We start from the raw sequence: 17,082 nt of genomic DNA on the forward strand, positions 1-17,082 counted from the left end.
GCGCGCTTTAACGCGCCGGACGATCCATCTCGGCCACTTCAAAATTGAAGCGATCGCGCAGGTTCTTGCGTTGCTCGAGGATGTCCTTGAAAAACTCGCGATCGGCGTCGCTGCGCATCATCGGCTCGATCAGGTCGATCTGGTTCATGGCGACGAGCTGCAGGATCTCGGTACGCGGCTTGCCGGCCGCATCGCGCGGCAGCGCATGCACGATCTGGATGTGTTCGGGCGGCTTGACGCCCTTGGCCGCGGCAAGCTCGCCGCGCAGTGTCTTTTCCAGCGCGGACTGGTCCGCTTCGACGAAGGCGTAGAGTCCGACGCCGACGCGCCGGTCGGCAAAGGCGACGATCGCGGTGTCGCGCACGTCCGGATTCTTGCGGATCAAATCGATCAGCACCGGGGCGTCGTTGACGAGCCGGCGGCCGCCGCCCTCGCGGTCGGTGAAATTGAAGAGGCCGCGCGTGATCGCCTGGTAGACCTTCTTGCCGGTCTTGAGCCAGATGCTGGCGAACGCGGACTTCTTCGCGAGCACTTTGCGCTCCTTCGGCGTCAACGCCTCCGGCGCGTAGCTGCGCTTGTGCTTCAACAGATGCCGCAGATCCTCATAGGCCGCGATGCGGAACAGCTGGCTTCGGGTCTTGAAGCAGGCGGCAAGCTGGAAGTCGGTGAGATAGGCGCGGCCGTCGCGGCCGACCAGCCAGTTCTGCTCCTTGGCGAGGTCGTTGTGGCAGATGCCGGCGCGATGCAGCTTGCGCAGCGCGGCCTTGGCGGAACGGAAATAGGCGGCGTCGCCATGTGGCTTCGCCAGATGCAGCGCCGCCCCGTCGATGAAGCCACGCACCAGCGCGCGCCGGCCTGCCCACAACAGCTTTGGCCCGACGTTGAGGTCGCGCGCCAAGGTTAGCGCGCGGCGTTCGCGCGAGAACAGATGCAGCGCCAGCCCGAACGACCAGAGCGGCACCTGATCGAGCCGGCGCAGCACGCCGTCGACCTCGCCGTCATCGGCGCGGAAGCGGCCGCGCTCGACGGTTGAGAACACATCGCGCTTGAGCAGCACGCCCTGGCTCCATCGCGCCGACAGGGTGGCGTCGTCGTCTTTCGGCAAGCTCATGACTGTCAGGCCGCTGCCGCAACGCGCAGGCGCTCTGCGATCCAGTGGTCGAGGTCGGCGAGGGCCCGCGCGCTCATCGCCTGCTTCTTGGCGACGGTCTTCTCGTTGCCGCGCAGCCGCGAGCCGTCCGGCTTCTTGGTCGGAGGACTGGCCAGCGGCGGGAACAGACCGAAATTGATGTTCATCGGCTGGAACGAGCGCGAACCGGCATCGATCGATTCGATATGGCCGCCGGTGATGTGGCCGAGCAGCGCGCCGAGCGCGGTCGTGGCGGGCGGTGGCGTCAGTGCGGCGCCGCGCACGTCGGCGGCAGCGCAGAGGCCGGCGATCAGTCCGACGCTGGCCGACTCGACGTAGCCCTCGCAGCCCGTCATCTGTCCGGCGAAGCGCAGCCGCGGCTGCGCGCGGAGACGCAGCTGCCCGTCGAGCAGCTTTGGCGAATTCAGGAAGGTGTTGCGATGCAGGCCGCCGAGGCGGGCGAACTCCGCGTTCTCAAGGCCCGGAATGGTGCGGAACACGCGCTGCTGCGCGCCGTGCTTCAGCTTGGTCTGGAAGCCGACGATGTTGTAGAGCGTGCCGAGCTTGTTGTCCTGGCGCAACTGGACGATCGCATACGGCTTGACCGTCGGATTGTGCGGATTGGTCAATCCCACCGGCTTCATCGGCCCGTGGCGCAGCGTCTCGTGACCGCGTTCGGCCATCACCTCGACCGGCAGGCAGCCGTCGAAATAGGGCGTGTTGGTCTCCCAATCCTTGAAGTCGACCTTCTCGCCGTCGAGCAGCGCAGCGACGAAGGCGTCATACTGCTCCTTGGTCATCGGGCAATTGATGTAGTCGGCGCCGGTGCCGCCGGGGCCGACCTTGTCGTAGCGCGACTGAAACCAGGCCACCGACATGTCGATGGAATCCTTGTGTACGATCGGCGCGATCGCGTCGAAGAACGCCAGCGCGCTCTCGTCGGTCAGCTGCCGAACGGCGTCGGCGAGCGGGGCCGAGGTGAGGGGACCGGTCGCAACGATGACGTTGCTCCAGTCGGCCGGCGGCAGGCCTGCGACTTCCTCGCGGCTGATCTCGATTAGAGGGTGTTCGTTGAGCGCCTTGGTGACGGCGGCGGAGAAGCCATCGCGGTCGACCGCCAGCGCGCCGCCGGCGGGCACCTGATTGGCATCGGCCGAGCGCATGATGAGGGAGCCGAGCCGGCGCATCTCGGCGTGCAGCAGCCCGACGGCGTTGTTGGCGGCATCGTCGGAGCGGAACGAGTTCGAGCAGACCAGTTCGGCGCAGCCGTCGGTCCGATGCGCCTCGGTCATCCGCTGCGGGCGCATCTCGTGCAGGACGGCGCGGACGCCGGCATTGGCGACCTGCCATGCGGCTTCCGAGCCCGCGAGGCCCGCGCCCACAATGTGCACGGGTTGGGAAAAGGATTGATGCGGTGTCATCGCGCAGCGTTAGCGCGTTTTGATCCCATATGCATCTGAAACCGCGCCAAAAACGATAACGCCCGCTGCAGGAGCGGGCGTTATCCGTCATCAGATGGCTTACGGCCGGTCAGCCGTTGTAGGTACCGGAGGCAACGCGCGGAATGTCCGAGCGGTCGAGGCCGATATCGGCCAGTTCGCGATCGCTGAGCTGGGACAGTTCGCTGACATTGCGCTGATAATCCCGGAAAGCCTGGATCATGCGGATGAGCGAGAGCAACATGGTAGTCTCCTAGTAGTTCAGATTCAGCTTTTCCAAAGCGTCATCGTTGAAGTGAATATAGATGGTATAGTGCAGTGCGGTAGTTCCGATGTTGCGATGCAGCTAAGCTCAAAACGCATGACAGCAGTAAGTTTCGATTAACCGTTTCGCGCATTCGGAACCGGCCTATGAACGGAAGGTTCGTCCAGACCGCAAATCTTGCAAAAATACCCATAATATCAATATACTAACTGAAGTCCTGTGACGTCACTGGACCAACCACAGATGGCAATCGAGGACCATTCGATCAAGTCCGGACTGGCGCCTGTAGCGGGAGTCACTACGATGTGTTCCATGCGTGATTCGCATGCAACGAGGTGACGTTAAAGTGGTTTTTGATTCATTGTATGGCGTCAAGGATGCCAAGCATCGCAGCGTCAATCGGCCGCATTGACGCTGGAGGTAATTCGATCCTTCAGCTGCCGGATATCCGGCTCTCAAGCGGCCCGTTGCGCAGGTGGTGTGCTGATTATCGGAAATGTCTTTCGATTGAAGTGAATACGCACAACAAGGCTATTGCGGCACCGCTTCCTTACCGACATGTAATCAAAACATTATGCAACGCATGCGCGATGCGCGCGGAGCGCTCATCACATTTGAATCGCGCCAAGTTCATTCTGAACGGTGCCGGGAACAGCGAATAATCGTTCCGCAGATTCCGCAATCACGCTGGTTTCTGTTCAAGAACAAAAGATGGAACATCCCATGATCAAGACATTGATCGCAGCAGCCACCGTGGCTGCCGTTGCTTACGCCGTCGCTCCCGCTCAGGCCGCTCATCCCCATCATATGGGCATGGGCTGCAGCGGTGCCAATCTCGGCAAGACCGAAGCCGCTGTCGAAGCCATGGCCGACAACGAGGTCAAATTCGCGGCGGAGAGGGAAGTCTCGCTTGCCCAGGATGCGATGCTGAACAACAAGTGGAGCGCATGCGGCGCGCACCTCGGCAGGGCTGCAGAAGCAAGCATGGCGAAGTAAGTATTGATCATGGTGATAAGGGCCGATCGCCGGGGGCGATCGGCCCTTATTGATTCAGGCGGAGCAAGATCGGCGCCGCTCGAGCCAGAGTTGAAGTTCGCGCTTCTCGTCCTTGGCTCGCCGCCGCTGCGAATTCCAAAGTGCTATGGCGCTTTGGCGAGTTGGCTAGCAAAGTAGCCGATCGTCTTGGCGTATACTTCGCTCTTGTTCCACTGCTGGATCACAGCAAAATTCTCGCTGCCGGGCTCCCAGCCTTTGCCTTGCTTCCAGCCATAGCTCTTCAGGAAGTTCGCTGTCGACGCGAGCACGTCAGGCACGTTGTGCAAGAGATCGCGCTTGCCGTTGCCGTCGAAGTCGACCGCAAACTTGATATAGGACGACGGCATGAATTGGGTCTGGCCGATTTCGCCGGCCCAGGCACCCCGCATCTCCTGTGGCGCGAGATCCCCGCGCTCGACGATGCGCAGCGCATCCATCAGCTCGGCCTTGAACATGTCGGAGCGGCGGCAATCATAGGCCAGCGTGGCCAGGGAGCGCAGGGTCGGAAACTTGCCGGTGTTGACACCGAAATCGGTCTCGAGCCCCCAGATCGCGACCAGGATTTCGCCCGGCACGCCGTAGGCCTCCTCGATTCGCGACAGCACGGAGCCGTAACGCTTCATCATATCGGAGCCGCGATTGAGCCGCGGCGGCACCATGCGGCCCGAGAACTGCTCGAACGTCTGGCTGAATACCTGCTGCGAATGGTCGCGCGCCAGGATCGCCTTGTCCTGCGTGATGCCATTCAGCCCGGTCTGGATCGCGTTCTGCGAAATGCCCTTCGCCACAGCTTCTTTCTTGAAATCGTCGAGCCAGGACTCGAACGTGCCCGTGCCGCATTGGGCGGCCAGCGCCGATGCCGTCGAGGTCAGGAGCCACGCGCCGATGGCGAGCGCGCGAAAGGAAAGGCGAGAGGTCATAGGCAATTCACTCCGGAGTCTGCGATGTCATTGCTTGGTCGCGGAAACCGGGGCGTATGTTCGCGGCAACAGCGGCCAAAACAAGGCTCGTGATCAAGCCGTTTATCTCAGGCACCACTGCAAATGCCACGCCAATTTCACATCCATTTGACGATCGGGAACGACAAACCGCCGGCCCAATTTCGGCCGGCGGCTGCTTGCAACGTCACGAGTTCATGTTCGGCCGGCGCTTATCCGCGATCGCCGCGCCGCCACGGAAACAGGTTGGCCGGGAAGTCCGCGGCGGGCTTGCGCGGGCGCGGTTCGGGGATCACCGGATGCGCATTCGGATCCTTGACGATGACCGCGCGATAGAGATGCCAGGTGGCATGACCAAGCAGCGGGATCACCACGGCAAGCCCGAGGAAGAACGGAATCGTACCCAGCACCAGCAGCGCCGCGACGATCAGGCCCCAGGCCGCCATCGGCACCGGGTTCTGTGCGACGGCGCGCATCGACGTCACCATGGCTTCGCCGGCGCTTGCCTGGCGGTCGAGCATCATGGGGAAGGCGACTACGCTGATGCAAAGTGCGACGAGCGCGAACAGAAAGCCGACGCTGCAGCCGACCACGATCAACCACCAGCCTTGCTGCGTGGTCAGCACGCGCTCGGCAAAATCAGGAATATTGGCCGCCGTCTCAAAGCCGAACACCGCCGTGTAGATCGCCTGGGCGGTGGCGATCCAGGTCACGAACAGTGCGAACAGCAGCGTTCCCACCCCGAGCATCGCGCCGAATGACGGCGAGCGGAATACCTCCAGCGCATCCCATGCAGATGCTTCTCCGCCGTCCTCGCGGCGGCGGCTCATCTCGTAGAGGCCGATGGCGGCAAACGGGCCGAGCAGGGCAAAGCCCGCGGCCAATGGAAACAGCAGGGGCAGCACCGAATAGCCGTGGACGGTGCGCGCAAGCACGATGCCGAGCACGGGATAGATCAGACACAGGATAATGGCGTGGCTTGGCACCGCCTTGAAGTCTTCCCAGCCGAGACGCAGCGCATGATGCAAATCGGACAGGCCGATGGTTCGGACAACCGGCGCAGATGCGGCGTCCTGTCCGCTCTGCGTCATCGATCTGACATTGCCTTGGTATGGAGTGGCCATGGTCGTTGTCTCCCTCTGAGCGGGTGCATTCTGCGCCCGTCATGCGGGCACAAGCGTACCGTCTCTCGAAGCGATCACGAGCAAGCCAGACGCGAAAGACAAGAGCAGGGAACTGGCCGTGTCGCGAACTGTGCAGTGAGGCTACGCCCAAACCGCGCCAAAAGCACTCACGCTTAAGTGAATGTCGCATTGGCAAGCTATGGAGGGGGCGATACACTTGAACTGCGACCTCGGTCAGGCGTCTCAGCGCCGTCTGGCCTTCACATCTCAACTCTCTTGGGAGCGAACGATGAGCATTTTCGGAAAAATTATGGGCGCGATCTTCGGTAGCAGCGCCAGCGCAACGCCCGCCGGCGGAACGGCGACAAGCGCAGCTCCCGCCGGTGGATCCGGCAGCGCATCGCCGTCTCCTGCCGCGGTGCCAGCCGGTGCGGCGCCCGCACAGTCCGTCGACGTCGCCCCGATTCTCGACAAGGCCGTGGCCGCGAAGGGCGAGAAGCTCGAGTGGCGGACCTCGATCGTCGACCTGATGAAGGCGCTCGACATCGACTCCAGCCTGTCGGCCCGCAAGGAGCTGGCCAAGGAGCTCGGCTACACCGGTGACACCAGCGACTCCGCCAGCATGAACATCTGGCTGCACAAGCAGGTGATGACGAAGCTCGCGGCCAATGGCGGCAAGCTGCCCGCGGATATCAAGCACTGACGGGATCATCATCCCGCACACGGCCAGGGCCCGCGCCGACGCGGGCCCTTTTTTATGGTTCGGCGAGCCTCTATAGATCGGTCAACAAGAAGGAGAACGCCCATGACTGATCTCGATCGCCGGACGATGCTTGCGACCGGCGCCCTCGCGCTGGCCGGTGCCGCCGCGCAATCCGCGCCGGCCCATGCCGAGACCGCGCCGAAGGCGATGTTTCCGGTACCGGCTGTGACGATCCCGATCGTCGGCGCTACCGAGGTGTTCCAGGTCCGCCGCATCTACTGCATCGGCCGCAACTACGCCGCGCATGCGATCGAGCGTGGCTCCGATCCGACCCGCGAGCCGCCGTTCTTCTTCCAGAAGCCGACGGATGCGATCCAGAACGTCGCGATCGGTACGGTCGCCGATCATCCCTATCCGTCGCTGACCAAGAACTATCACCACGAGGTCGAGCTGATCGCGGCGTTGAGATCCGGTGGCAGCAACATTCCCGCCGACAAGGCGCTCGACCACGTTTATGGCTATGCGCTCGGGCTCGACATGACGCGGCGCGATTTGCAGAACGGCATGGCGGCGGAGAAGAAGCCGTGGGAGATCGGCAAGAGCTTCGACCACGCGGCGGTGCTCGGGCCGATCCATCCGGCGAGCAAGACCGGCCATTTCACGCAAGGCGCGATCTCTCTCGCGGTCAACGGCACGGTGCGGCAGAGCTCGGACTTGAAGAACATGATCTGGAGCGTCGCCGAGCAGATCGCAAAGCTCTCCGAGGCATTCGAGCTGAAGGCTGGCGACATCATCTATTCGGGCACGCCGGAGAATGTCGGTCCGGTGGTCAAGGGCGACGTGCTGCTGTGCAAGCTCGAGGGCCTGCCCGACATGTCGATCAAGATCGTCTGACGACAGGCAGGCGTCAGCCGGCAAGATCCGCGTTTTCCGGATGCTTGTTGAGGTAGTCAACCACGAAGCCGCAGCCGGCGATCACCTTGTGGCCGTCGGCGCGGATCAACTCCAGCGCGCCCTTGACCAGCTCCGATGCGATTCCGCGGCCGCGCAGGGCGCGCGGTGTCTCGGTATGGGTGATGATGACGGCCGAGGGCGTCCGCCGGTAATTTGCAAAGGCGAGACCGCCCTCGGTGTCGAGCTCGAAGCGCATCTCGGCCTTGTTGTCGCGGACGGCAGTCATCGCAAAATCCCGGTTGTTTTACCCGCCTCGATCTAAGCGCGTGAACCCAGCGGTGCAAAGCCGCGACCAACCCGCAAATTGGCATTTGTGGATTGACAATATGCGCATTTTGGCCTGTCTGACCGCCGCATTGCTCGGCGCCGCCTTGACGCTGCCAAATCCCCCGAAAGCGGCCGCCGCCGACGATCCGAGCTGGCAGGCCTGCGTCGGCCGGACGACGGCGCCCGGCGACCGCGTGACCGCCTGCACCACGGTGATCGACGGCAAGACCGAGACCGGCAAGCGGCTGGCCGGGGCCTATTGCAACCGCGGCCATGGACTGACGGAAAAGCGCGAGCTCGATGCCGCGCTCGCCGACCTCGATGAGGCCATCAAGCTCGATCCGGCCTATGCCTGCGCCTACACCAATCGCGGCCGGGTCTACGCCTTCAAGCATGATCTCGATCACGCAATCGCCGACTACGACGAGGCGATCCGCATCGATCCGGCGTTCGCGCTGGCCTACAACAATCGCGGCGATGCCTGGCTCAACAAGGGCGATCTCGACCGCGCGCTGGCCGATCTCAGCCTCGCCATCAAATACAACCCGCAGCTCGCCACCGCCTATGGCAACCGCGGCTTCGTCTACTATCGCAAGCGCGACGCGGCGCACGCGATCGCCGACTACACCATCGAGATCAAGCTCGAGCCCAACGTGCTCGCCTATATCAACCGCGGCAATGTCTATCGCGATACCGAGCAGCTCGATCGTGCCGCCGCGCGATACCGAGCAGCTCGATCGTGCCGCCGCCGACTATGGCGAGGCGGCGAAGATTGCGCCGACCGATGCACGCGGCTGGCGTAACCGCGGCATGATCCGCCTCTATCAGGGGGACAACAAGGGCGGGCTCGCCGATTACGACATGGCGCTGCAATACGATCCGGGCGACGTCTATTCCTGGAACAACCGCGGCCAGGCCAAGCTGCGGCTCGGCGACAAGAAGGGGGCGGCGGCCGATTTCCGCAAGGCGCTCGGGCTGCAGCCCGATCTGCAGAGCGCCAAGGCGGCGCTGGCGCGTCTGGGCGGGGCGCGGTGACGTCCTGCCAGCCGCATCGCCTCCGCCGCGTCGCACACACGCGGGACAGGCCTTGCGGACGGACGCGGTTCGGTTACGTTTGCTCTCAGACATACGCCCCTGATGCGGCCGGATGGTCGTTTGGTACGGAGTGATGAGACCGGCCGCTGACGTATGCCCCTTGTCGCAAGGAGGTTCGTCATGTCGGACAATCGCTTCTTCAACACACACCGTCCCTGGGAGGACTGGGTCGGCATGCTGCTCGGCGTGCTGATCATGGTCTCGCCGTGGTTTCCGATGCAGGTGAGCGGCGCTGTCGATATCGAGCGCAGCCATTTGGTCCTCAACAGCTTCATGGTCGGCATGCTGGTGCTGGGCCTGGCCCAGCTCGAATATGTCGCGCTGCACCGTTGGGAGGAGGTCGCGGGCATCGTGCTCGGCCTCTGGCTGATCGCCTCGCCCTTCATCTTCAGCTATTCCCAAGACCACGCGCTGCAGTTCTGGCACATCCTGCTCGGCGCACTGGTCGCAGTGATCGGCGCGTTGCAGCTCTGGCAGGACTGGAACCTGAGCGAGCAGGAACTGGCCAGGCATCCGCAGTAGCGGTCTGGGCAAGCACCAACGGGTTGGCAGCCGCCGCCGCGCGGTATCATCGCGCAGCGCTGGGCGGGCCTTGCCGAACGCGGCGGCTTGGCGATAAACCGGGTGGCACCAACCCCTTGCGGCGCTTGAAGACGCCCGGTTCTGACCGAGGAAACACCCGATGACCGTCCTGACCATGCCCTGTCTGTTGTGCGTATCGGCGGGGCGGCAATGAGCGGGACGGCTGTGACCGCACCGCGCGGCGGGATCGCGCGGGTGTCGCGCCGGGTGATGAACCTCGCCTACATCCTGACCCAGAACGCCCGCCGCCACGGCGATCGTCCCGGCTTCATCTGGAACGAGAAGGCCTGGTCCTGGCGCCATGTCGACCAGAACGTCTCGGCACTGGCGGCCGCGCTCGCCGCGCGCGGCATCGTCAAGGGCGACCGCATCCTGGTGCATTCCAAGAACTGCGACGAGATGTTCTGGTCGATGTTTGCGGCCTTCCGGCTCGGCGCAGTCTGGGTGCCGACCAATTTCCGCCTGATGCCGGACGAGGTCGCCTATCTGGCGACAGCCTCCGGCGCCAAGGCGTTTCTGTGCCATGCCGATTTCCCCGAGCATGCCAAGGCGGCCGCCAATCCCGCGCTTGAGTTCGTCTGGCGGATCGGCGAGCAAAATAGCTTCGGCGAGGAAGGCACGTTCGGCGAGGCGACGCTCTGTGACGTCATCGCCAAGCACGCCGGCGCCGTGGTCGACAATACGCCGGTCGAGTACGACGATCCCTGCTGGTTCTTCTTCACGTCCGGCACCACCGGCCGCTCCAAGGCCGCGGTCTTGACCCACGGCCAGATGGCCTTCGTGATCACCAACCATCTCGCCGACCTGATGCCCGGCACGACCGAAGACGACGCCTCGCTGGTGGTGGCGCCGCTGTCGCACGGCGCCGGCGTGCATCAGCTGGTGCAGACCGCGCGCGGCGTGCCGACCATCCTGCTGCCGTCGGAGAAGTTCGACATCGCGGAAGCGTTCCGGCTGATCGCCAGGCATCGCGTCAGCAACATGTTCACCGTGCCGACCATTTTGAAGATGATGGTCGAGCATCCCGCCGCCGACCAGCACGACCATTCCTCGCTGCGCTACATCATCTATGCCGGCGCGCCGATGTATCGCGAGGACCAGAAGGCGGCGCTGCACAAGCTCGGCGGCGTGCTGGTGCAGTATTTCGGCCTCGGCGAGGTCACCGGCAACATCACCGTGCTGCCGCCCGGCCTGCACGATCCCGAGGACGGACCGCATGCGCGGATCGGCACCTGCGGCTTCGAGCGCACGGGCATGCAGGTCTCGATCCAGGGCGACGACGGGGGCGAGCTGAAGGCGCACGAGACCGGCGAGATCTGCGTGATCGGCCCCGGTGTGTTCGCCGGCTATTACGATAACCCCGAGGCCAATGCGAAGGCGTTTCGCGACGGCTGGTTTCGCACCGGCGACCTCGGCCATATGGACGAGGAGGGCTTTGTCTACATCACCGGCCGTGCCTCCGACATGTACATCTCCGGCGGCTCCAACATCTATCCGCGCGAGATAGAGGAAAAGCTCTTGACCCATCCCGCGGTCGGCGAGGTCGCCGTGCTCGGCGTGCCCGATCCGTTCTGGGGCGAGGTCGGTATCGCCGTCTGCGTCGCGCGCGAGGGCGTGGACGCGGTCGCGGAGGCGGAACTCGCGGCGTATCTCGCGCCAAAAGTGCCGCGCTACAAGATGCCGAAGCGCTTCTTCTTCTGGGAGGCGCTGCCGAAGTCCGGCTACGGCAAGGTGCCGAAGCGGCTGATCCGCGACGAGCTCGAGGCGCGCGGGCTGCTTGAGGTAACAGCCAAATCGACGGGCGCTTAAGGCGATGCGCGGCATCGCCCAGCCTGGCGCTCCCATCCCGGAGCGCATCCAATGGGTCGCCGCGCGCGGCCGTGCCTTTTCATTCGTGCTCGAGGCCGGCATTCCCTTGCTCGAGGCCGTGCGCCGCGGCTTTGCGGCGGAGGGTTTTTCCGGCGGCGTGCTGAACGCCAGGGGCGGCGCGCTCGGACCGTTCGCCTATGTGATGCCGGCGCTGTCGAAGGACGGCGTCAATGCCGCGTTCTACAGCGACACGTTCCGTCCCGACGGTGTGACGCGGCTCAAGCTCGCGGCGCTGACCTTCGGCGAGCGTGACGGCGGGCCGTACCTTCACTGCCACGGATTGTGGACCGAGGCCGACGGCCGCTTCAGCGGCGGGCACATGCTGCCGGATGAAACCATTGTCGCCGAGCCGTTCGAGGTCAGTGCGTTCGGGATCGATGGTGCGACGTTCCTGGCCGAGCCCGACAGCGAGACCAATTTCAAGCTGTTCGGTCCGGTCGCGACCGCGCCGCGCGGGGCGAAGACCACGAGCCATGCTTTCGCGCTGCGGCTGCGGCCGAACCAGGATTTTGCCTGTGCGCTGGAAGGCTTTTGCCGTCAGCACGGCATCCTGCGCGCGCGGCTGCATGGCGGCGTCGGCTCGACCATCGGTGCTGTTTTCAGCGATGGCCACAGCGTGGTGCCGTTCGCGACCGAGCTTGCGGTGACCGCGGGGCAAATCGCGGCGGACGAGGATGGCCTGTTGCATGCCGAGCTCGACATCGCGCTGGTCGACTATCTCGGCGGCATCGCCGACGGACGGCTGGTGCGTGGCGACAATCCGGTGCTGATGACGATGGAGCTCGTGCTTGAGGTGCTGGAAGAGGTGGAGCAGCCGTAGGGGCGGGGCGGTCCATCTCCTTCGCCGGTACGACGGCGAGTGTGTGGCGCCGCCTGTGAGTCAAACATCCGCATTCTCGCGACATGATCCGCCCGAGCTTTGCTCTTCGTTTCGCCACTCTGGGAACAGAGGGCGCAGGGAAAGCCGGGTGCCGATCGCACCCATGGGTCCCGAGCAAATGGAAAGCTCGGGAGGTAGGACCACAGGTGTTACCGGAAACATCCCGGCTTTCCCTGCGCGATGGTTTACGGCTTATACGTGCTCACCCCGGCGAGACTTGGCTTTTTTGTCACCGCTTTCGCAAAACGCTTGCGCGCCTTGCGAGAGGATACCTGCCACTAGGGCGTCAGGTCTGCACGACTTCGCCGTCCGCTTCACGTGCTCTCGTCAGTCGCACGATCCGCGTCCACCGCATCTCACCGCAACACCCGTGACGATGCGCAGCGCCCCTCGATCGGGTGAGACGGGCAATTCATACACCGAGTTGCGCTTCGGATAAAGCGAAATATTTTTGCCGCAGGGGCTTGCGCCGTCGGGCAACTCAGATGTATGGGCCGCTCACCGCCGCTTGCGCACATGGATGTTGATGTCGAGGTCGATCTCGCTGACGCAGGTCTGCGCGGTGCGGTGCGAACCGCCTTCGTGCCAGCGGCCCTCGCGCAGGCTGATATCGCTGACGTTGGCGAGCCGCAAGCAGCGCCATTGCGGCAACGGGCCTGAACTCTCGCCGGCAAACTGCCAGGCCAGCACGACATCTTCACCCTTCTTGTTGTGCCCGATGATGTGTGGGCAGAGCTCACGCGGCCGGGCCTCATACATGCAGACGACCTGTTGCTCGGAGAGGATCGCCTTGCGGAACAGGCCATAGTTGGGGCTGGGCATCGGCGCGGGCCTCAGTTGAAGGGGGGCGGCTGCGGGCGGGCGCTTGCGCGCCTCCTCAGCACGACGCATCGACAACGCCGGGCGTCAGTCCGGGTTTAATTGTTCCTGTTATGTTCTTGACGGGTCTATGTCGATCTGGGATTGTGAGTTCCGAGACGCCGAGCCCTCGAATGTTGGACGCCGATGGCCAGACGAAACCGCCCGATCAACATGCCCGCGCCGTATCTGCGGCGGCTCTGGCTCGATCCCGCGCGCATTCCGAACCGCGACGCCTATCCGTTCGTGCTGCCGCTGCTGCGTGACGACTTCGAACTCAGCTTCGACAAGGCGATCACCATCATTGTCGGCGAGAACGGCACCGGCAAGTCGACGCTGCTCGAGGGGATCGCCGTGATGGCCGGCTATGATGACGCCGGCGGCGGCAAGGGCTACATGCCGGTCGATCACAGCAATGCGGTCGAGGAAATGGGCGGCTCGCTTGCGACCGCGCTCCGCGCGAGCTGGCTGCCGAAAATCACCAATGGCTGGTTCTTCCGCGCCGAGAGCTTCTACTCGGTCGCCAGATATCTCGACTCTGTCGCCAGCCCCTATGCCGACTTCCTGTCGCATTCGCATGGCGAAGGCTTTTTGCGCTTCTTCGAGGAGCGCTGCCAGCGGCAAGGCATCTTCATCTTCGACGAGCCGGAATCCGCGCTGTCGCCGTCGCGCCAGATCGAATTCCTCAAGCTGCTGCACCGGATGAACGGCACCGGCCACTGCCAGGTGATCATGGCCACGCATTCACCGATGCTGATGGCCTATCCGAATGCGACGCTGCTGCGGCTGACGAAATACGGGCTGGAGGCGGTGAACCTGAGGGACACCGATCATTACAAGGTCATGCGCGAGTTCTGCGACGATCCGAAAGGGTTCGTCGAGGCGGCGATCGAGGAGTGAGACCGCCGCCCGGGCGGGCTTGCCTCCCGGGGAAGCCGCCGGGCGCGACTTCGCTCTGGTGCAAGCAGCCGGTCCCCGAGCCGGTCTAAAACCCGAACCATAAACTGCGGCACGCGCCGGGCGGTGCATGGCCGACACATACCGGGAGAAGACAAGGATGAGGCTGATAATCGCGCGAGCTGGCGTCGTGGTGGCGGCATTGGCTGTATTGGGGGCCGCCTGGGCCCACGGGCCGACCCGCCAGAAGGTGCGGGAATCGATCGAGATCGACGCGCCGCAGGCCAAGGTGTGGGCGGTGATCGGCAATTTCCAGGACATGAGCTGGCTTGCCGGTGTCAGCAAGACCGAGGGCGACAAGGGCAACGAGATCGGCGCCACGCGGCGGCTGACGCTGGCGCCCGGCGCCACCGTCGACGAGGAACTCTACAAATACGAGCCCGAGATGATGAGCTATTCGTACCGGATCACGGCCGTCGACGTGAAGGTGCTGCCGGTCACCAATTATTCCTCGACGCTGTCGGTGTCGCCGGCGCCCGGCGGCAAGGCGAAGCTGGAATGGGCCGGCGCGTTCTATCGCGGCTTCCCCAACAACGATCCGCCGCCGGAACTGAGCGATGAGGCCGCGGTGAAGGCGGTGAGCGGGCTCTACAAGGCCGGCCTCGAAGCGCTGAAGAAGAAGATCGAGAGCGGAAGCTGAGCATGCGCGCGATCGCGCTGCTGGCGTTGCTCGCCAGTTTCAGCGGCGCGCGCGCCGAGGAGGCGTTCGTCACCAACCAGCTCAGCGACGATCTCACGGTGGTCGATCTCGCGACCTCGAAACCGGTCGCGACGATTGCGATCGGCGGCAAGCCCGCGGGCGTCGCCGTCAGCAGTGATGGCCGCTTCGCCTATGTGACGAGCCCGGATGCCAAGGCGGTCACGGTGGTCGACGCGTCGATGCGGAAGGTGGTCGGCCGGGTCGACGTTGGAGGGGGCCCGCTCGGCATCGCCGTCGCACCCGACGGCGCGACGGTCTATGTCGCCGACTGGTACGCCGCCGCGGTGCGCGTGATCGACGCGAAGCAGCAGCGGGTCGTGGGCAGCATCACGGTCGGCGCGTCACCGTCCGGGCTCGCCGTGACGCCGGACGGGCAACTGCTGCTCTCGGCGGACCGCGACGATGACAGCGTGTCGATCGTCGACACTGCCACGCGGGAGCGGCGAGGGATCGTGAAGGTCGGGACGCGTCCGTTCGGCGTCGCTGTTGATGCCGAGGGCAAGCGCGCCTACACCGCCAATGTCGGCTCCAACGACGTCTCCGTCATCGACATTGCCACGGCGCGCGAGATCGGCCGCGTCCGTGTCGGCCTGCGCCCCTACGCGGTGGCGCTGGCGCAGGGCCGGGGCTTCGTCACCGACCAGTATGACGGCAAGGTCAGCGTGTTCGACCTCGCGACATTGCAGCCGCTCAAGCGGATCACGGTCGGCGATTACCCCGAAGGCATCGAGGCGACCGCCGACGGCAAGCGGATCGTGGTCGCGAACTGGGAGAGCAACACGCTCAGTGTGATCGACGCTGCCGAGATGAAGGTCACAGGCGAGATCAAGGTCGGCGACGGCCCGCGCGCGTTCGGGGCGTTTCTGAGAAGAACGGAGTAGGGGCGGTGGGTAGGGCGGGTTAGCCGCAGGCGTAACCCGCCGTTGTTGCCGCTCGGATTGGCGGATTACGCGGAGCCTGTCATCGGCCACCCTGCGGGCGGACCCGTCGGCTAATCCGCCCCACGCTTGCTCATCCGCCGTAAGCTTCTTGCCCGGCGCCCCGTTGGCTCCTCGGGACGATAGGCTTATATTATCTGGCAAACACCAGAAAACAGGGAGGATGCCATGCATCATACCTTGGTGCCCAGTGACCGGGTCGAGCATGTCTGCGTCTACGGGCGCGACGGCGCAAAACTCGGTTTGATCGAGCGGCTGATGCTCGACAAGGTGAGCGGAACGGTGGCCTACGCCATCGTCAGGACCGGCGGCTTGCTGAGTACCCACCACCACTATCCCGTCAGATGGACCGCGCTGAGATTTGATCCCACGCGGCAGGCCTTCGAGGCCGAGGTGACGCTGGAGGAGCTGCGCGCAGGGCCGTCCGAGTTCGACGGCGACGCATTCGACTGGGGCGACCGCTCGCAGTCGTATACGCACCCGAACTATTGGGCGGTGTAGCGCGAGGATGAGAGGGCGGGTTTCTGTAGCCCGCATGAGCCAACGGTCGCGCGAACGCGCGCCCGTTGACAAGCTCCGCGACATGCGGGAGCAGTCAAGCTGTCCGGCCGATAGTCCCGGATGTCGCTTCGCTCATCCGGGCTACTCGTTACTCTGCAAGCATGGTCCTGAAGTGCATCGCATTTAAGTCATTCGCCATGACGAAGCGAAGAATCAACACAAACATTCCAATCGCGAATCGGTGGCTATCGTATTCTTCGTCGATTCGTTTCGTGCTTTCATCCTCGCCTGATCGGAAGAACGAACGGATTTGGCGATTTCCATGGATCATTCGCGAACGAAAATCATAGGAGGCTGCTATCATCTTAGCTAACCATCCTTGGTCAATTGTTTCTCCAAATAGCGCGATCAGTTTTTCCTTGAGTTGTCCAACAGAGGAACGGCCGGCTTCAACGATTAGCGCCTCAATTCCAGCGAACGCCCAGACAAGATCCGATAATTCATCGTTTCGATACGCGTCGACGAACAGTCGGGTAAAATAGTTCAAAGCTCGCGACGCTGGAGTGTCGCTGTATCCGTTGAACATTCCATTTTGAGAAAACGTCCATCTAACGGCTGTTTCGACGTCGAGGTCAGCGGTTGGAAACGCGCTGTGCTCCCTAAGAAACTCGACTGACTCGTGGATCGCAGATAGATGGCAAGAATCAACCCGACATTGTGCATCGGGTGCCGTCCGGAATGCGGTTGGAATTCGGCTTGGCGAATTCTCCGGGTAACATGAAGTTATCGTTTCAGGCGGCAAGGTCAATTGGCTGATCGATGGGTTTTGTGGCGAGGGTTTGCCATCC

General features: G+C 63.8%; 20 protein-coding genes and 1 pseudogene. 13 read left to right on the forward strand and 8 right to left on the reverse strand.

Translation table 11 applies throughout. From position 1 onward, the window contains the following. Positions 1-7: 7 nt before the first annotated feature. From ABIB78_RS06980 to ABIB78_RS06990, 3 genes are all read right to left on the reverse strand, one after another. Positions 8-1,111, reverse strand: a complete 1,104-nt coding sequence (locus ABIB78_RS06980) for a serine/threonine protein kinase (RefSeq protein WP_429022937.1) — start codon at positions 1,109-1,111, stop codon at positions 8-10. Between the two features lie 5 nt (positions 1,112-1,116). Then, entirely contained in the window at positions 1,117-2,550 is a 1,434-nt protein-coding gene (trmFO, locus tag ABIB78_RS06985) for a methylenetetrahydrofolate--tRNA-(uracil(54)-C(5))-methyltransferase (FADH(2)-oxidizing) TrmFO (protein WP_429022939.1), read from the reverse strand. 109 nt (positions 2,551-2,659) lie between these two features. Then, on the reverse strand, positions 2,660-2,812 hold the full coding sequence (locus tag ABIB78_RS06990; RefSeq protein WP_428123677.1) for a DUF1127 domain-containing protein: 153 nt from the start codon (positions 2,810-2,812) through the stop codon (positions 2,660-2,662). Between the two features lie 732 nt (positions 2,813-3,544). On the opposite strand from ABIB78_RS06990, the gene ABIB78_RS06995 reads away from it, so the two are divergent. Next, complete coding sequence (locus ABIB78_RS06995; RefSeq protein WP_429023016.1) at positions 3,545-3,829, forward strand: hypothetical protein; 285 nt, start codon at positions 3,545-3,547, stop codon at positions 3,827-3,829. 143 nt (positions 3,830-3,972) lie between these two features. Here ABIB78_RS06995 and ABIB78_RS07000 read toward each other — a convergent pair whose 3' ends face one another. After that, the gene (locus tag ABIB78_RS07000) at positions 3,973-4,788 is read right to left on the reverse strand and encodes a lytic murein transglycosylase (protein ID WP_429022942.1); all 816 of its coding nucleotides are present in this window, start codon (positions 4,786-4,788) and stop codon (positions 3,973-3,975) included. A gap of 230 nt (positions 4,789-5,018) precedes the next feature. Further along, positions 5,019-5,930: a DUF2189 domain-containing protein gene (locus tag ABIB78_RS07005; protein WP_429022944.1), complete on the reverse strand. Its 912-nt coding sequence runs from the start codon at positions 5,928-5,930 to the stop codon at positions 5,019-5,021. A 289-nt stretch (positions 5,931-6,219) separates the two neighbouring features. Here ABIB78_RS07005 and ABIB78_RS07010 point away from each other — a divergent pair, with 289 nt between their 5' ends. Together ABIB78_RS07010 and ABIB78_RS07015 are read left to right on the forward strand one after the other, a co-directional pair. Then, a complete protein-coding gene (locus tag ABIB78_RS07010) occupies positions 6,220-6,633 on the forward strand; it encodes a DUF3597 domain-containing protein (protein ID WP_429022946.1) in 414 nt (137 codons plus the stop codon). 102 nt (positions 6,634-6,735) lie between these two features. After that, positions 6,736-7,527, forward strand: coding sequence for a fumarylacetoacetate hydrolase family protein (locus ABIB78_RS07015; RefSeq protein ID WP_429022949.1), 792 nt, complete (start codon positions 6,736-6,738; stop codon positions 7,525-7,527). A gap of 13 nt (positions 7,528-7,540) precedes the next feature. On the opposite strand, the gene ABIB78_RS07020 is transcribed toward ABIB78_RS07015, so the two are convergent. After that, entirely contained in the window at positions 7,541-7,813 is a 273-nt protein-coding gene (locus ABIB78_RS07020) for a GNAT family N-acetyltransferase (protein WP_429022952.1), read from the reverse strand. 100 nt (positions 7,814-7,913) lie between these two features. Here ABIB78_RS07020 and ABIB78_RS07025 point away from each other — a divergent pair, with 100 nt between their 5' ends. The 5 genes from ABIB78_RS07025 (at position 7,914) to ABIB78_RS07045 (ending at position 12,220) form a co-directional block, all read left to right on the forward strand. Beyond that, the gene (locus ABIB78_RS07025; RefSeq protein WP_429022954.1) at positions 7,914-8,657 is read left to right on the forward strand and encodes a tetratricopeptide repeat protein; all 744 of its coding nucleotides are present in this window, start codon (positions 7,914-7,916) and stop codon (positions 8,655-8,657) included. 7 nt (positions 8,658-8,664) lie between these two features. Next, a complete protein-coding gene (locus ABIB78_RS07030; protein ID WP_429022957.1) occupies positions 8,665-8,889 on the forward strand; it encodes a tetratricopeptide repeat protein in 225 nt (74 codons plus the stop codon). Between the two features lie 180 nt (positions 8,890-9,069). Then, positions 9,070-9,471 (forward strand): SPW repeat protein, encoded by a 402-nt coding sequence (locus ABIB78_RS07035; protein WP_429022959.1) that lies wholly within the window; start codon positions 9,070-9,072, stop codon positions 9,469-9,471. Between the two features lie 210 nt (positions 9,472-9,681). Further along, positions 9,682-11,340, forward strand: a complete 1,659-nt coding sequence (locus tag ABIB78_RS07040) for an acyl-CoA synthetase (RefSeq protein WP_429022961.1) — start codon at positions 9,682-9,684, stop codon at positions 11,338-11,340. 4 nt (positions 11,341-11,344) lie between these two features. Next, complete coding sequence (locus tag ABIB78_RS07045) at positions 11,345-12,220, forward strand: PCC domain-containing protein (RefSeq protein WP_429022964.1); 876 nt, start codon at positions 11,345-11,347, stop codon at positions 12,218-12,220. 558 nt (positions 12,221-12,778) lie between these two features. Here ABIB78_RS07045 and ABIB78_RS07050 read toward each other — a convergent pair. Then, entirely contained in the window at positions 12,779-13,102 is a 324-nt protein-coding gene (locus ABIB78_RS07050; protein WP_429022966.1) for a hypothetical protein, read from the reverse strand. A 291-nt stretch (positions 13,103-13,393) separates the two neighbouring features. Here ABIB78_RS07050 and ABIB78_RS07055 point away from each other — a divergent pair. The 5 genes and pseudogenes from ABIB78_RS07055 to ABIB78_RS07075 form a co-directional block, all read left to right on the forward strand. Then, a pseudogene (locus tag ABIB78_RS07055) lies at positions 13,394-13,498 on the forward strand (AAA family ATPase); the annotation flags it as partial. 69 nt (positions 13,499-13,567) lie between these two features. Then, positions 13,568-14,038, forward strand: coding sequence for an AAA family ATPase (locus ABIB78_RS07060; protein ID WP_429023017.1), 471 nt, complete (start codon positions 13,568-13,570; stop codon positions 14,036-14,038). Between the two features lie 157 nt (positions 14,039-14,195). Further along, positions 14,196-14,735: an SRPBCC family protein gene (locus ABIB78_RS07065; protein WP_429022969.1), complete on the forward strand. Its 540-nt coding sequence runs from the start codon at positions 14,196-14,198 to the stop codon at positions 14,733-14,735. A gap of 2 nt (positions 14,736-14,737) precedes the next feature. After that, positions 14,738-15,676: a cytochrome D1 domain-containing protein gene (locus tag ABIB78_RS07070; protein ID WP_429022972.1), complete on the forward strand. Its 939-nt coding sequence runs from the start codon at positions 14,738-14,740 to the stop codon at positions 15,674-15,676. Positions 15,677-15,901: 225 nt separating this feature from the next. Then, positions 15,902-16,234 (forward strand): PRC-barrel domain-containing protein, encoded by a 333-nt coding sequence (locus ABIB78_RS07075; protein ID WP_429022973.1) that lies wholly within the window; start codon positions 15,902-15,904, stop codon positions 16,232-16,234. 148 nt (positions 16,235-16,382) lie between these two features. On the opposite strand, the gene ABIB78_RS07080 is transcribed toward ABIB78_RS07075, so the two are convergent. Continuing rightward, positions 16,383-17,082: hypothetical protein (locus ABIB78_RS07080; RefSeq protein ID WP_429022975.1), on the reverse strand; the 700-nt coding region annotated here is incomplete at its 5' end.

Origin of the sequence: Bradyrhizobium sp. I1.14.4, from assembly GCF_050435825.1 — a bacterium.
In the GTDB taxonomy this organism is placed as follows: domain Bacteria; phylum Pseudomonadota; class Alphaproteobacteria; order Rhizobiales; family Xanthobacteraceae; genus Bradyrhizobium.

Excerpts from the sequence above, each read along its gene's own strand:
- ABIB78_RS07015 (WP_429022949.1), top strand. The coding sequence starts at position 6,736 with ATGACTGATCTCGATCGCCGGACGATGCTTGCGACCGGCGCCCTCGCG.
- ABIB78_RS06995 (WP_429023016.1), top strand. The coding sequence starts at position 3,545 with ATGGAACATCCCATGATCAAGACATTGATCGCAGCAGCCACCGTGGCT.
- ABIB78_RS07070 (WP_429022972.1), top strand. The coding sequence starts at position 14,738 with ATGCGCGCGATCGCGCTGCTGGCGTTGCTCGCCAGTTTCAGCGGCGCG.
- ABIB78_RS07065 (WP_429022969.1), top strand. The coding sequence starts at position 14,196 with ATGAGGCTGATAATCGCGCGAGCTGGCGTCGTGGTGGCGGCATTGGCT.
- ABIB78_RS07025 (WP_429022954.1), top strand. The coding sequence starts at position 7,914 with ATGCGCATTTTGGCCTGTCTGACCGCCGCATTGCTCGGCGCCGCCTTG.
- ABIB78_RS07020 (WP_429022952.1), bottom strand. The coding sequence starts at position 7,813 with ATGACTGCCGTCCGCGACAACAAGGCCGAGATGCGCTTCGAGCTCGAC.
- ABIB78_RS07010 (WP_429022946.1), top strand. The coding sequence starts at position 6,220 with ATGAGCATTTTCGGAAAAATTATGGGCGCGATCTTCGGTAGCAGCGCC.
- ABIB78_RS07075 (WP_429022973.1), top strand. The coding sequence starts at position 15,902 with ATGCATCATACCTTGGTGCCCAGTGACCGGGTCGAGCATGTCTGCGTC.
- ABIB78_RS07000 (WP_429022942.1), bottom strand. The coding sequence starts at position 4,788 with ATGACCTCTCGCCTTTCCTTTCGCGCGCTCGCCATCGGCGCGTGGCTC.
- trmFO (WP_429022939.1), bottom strand. The coding sequence starts at position 2,550 with ATGACACCGCATCAATCCTTTTCCCAACCCGTGCACATTGTGGGCGCG.
- ABIB78_RS07040 (WP_429022961.1), top strand. The coding sequence starts at position 9,682 with ATGAGCGGGACGGCTGTGACCGCACCGCGCGGCGGGATCGCGCGGGTG.
- ABIB78_RS07030 (WP_429022957.1), top strand. The coding sequence starts at position 8,665 with ATGATCCGCCTCTATCAGGGGGACAACAAGGGCGGGCTCGCCGATTAC.
- ABIB78_RS06990 (WP_428123677.1), bottom strand. The coding sequence starts at position 2,812 with ATGTTGCTCTCGCTCATCCGCATGATCCAGGCTTTCCGGGATTATCAG.
- ABIB78_RS07060 (WP_429023017.1), top strand. The coding sequence starts at position 13,568 with ATGGGCGGCTCGCTTGCGACCGCGCTCCGCGCGAGCTGGCTGCCGAAA.
- ABIB78_RS07005 (WP_429022944.1), bottom strand. The coding sequence starts at position 5,930 with ATGGCCACTCCATACCAAGGCAATGTCAGATCGATGACGCAGAGCGGA.
- ABIB78_RS07035 (WP_429022959.1), top strand. The coding sequence starts at position 9,070 with ATGTCGGACAATCGCTTCTTCAACACACACCGTCCCTGGGAGGACTGG.
- ABIB78_RS07050 (WP_429022966.1), bottom strand. The coding sequence starts at position 13,102 with ATGCCCAGCCCCAACTATGGCCTGTTCCGCAAGGCGATCCTCTCCGAG.
- ABIB78_RS07045 (WP_429022964.1), top strand. The coding sequence starts at position 11,345 with ATGCGCGGCATCGCCCAGCCTGGCGCTCCCATCCCGGAGCGCATCCAA.
- ABIB78_RS06980 (WP_429022937.1), bottom strand. The coding sequence starts at position 1,111 with ATGAGCTTGCCGAAAGACGACGACGCCACCCTGTCGGCGCGATGGAGC.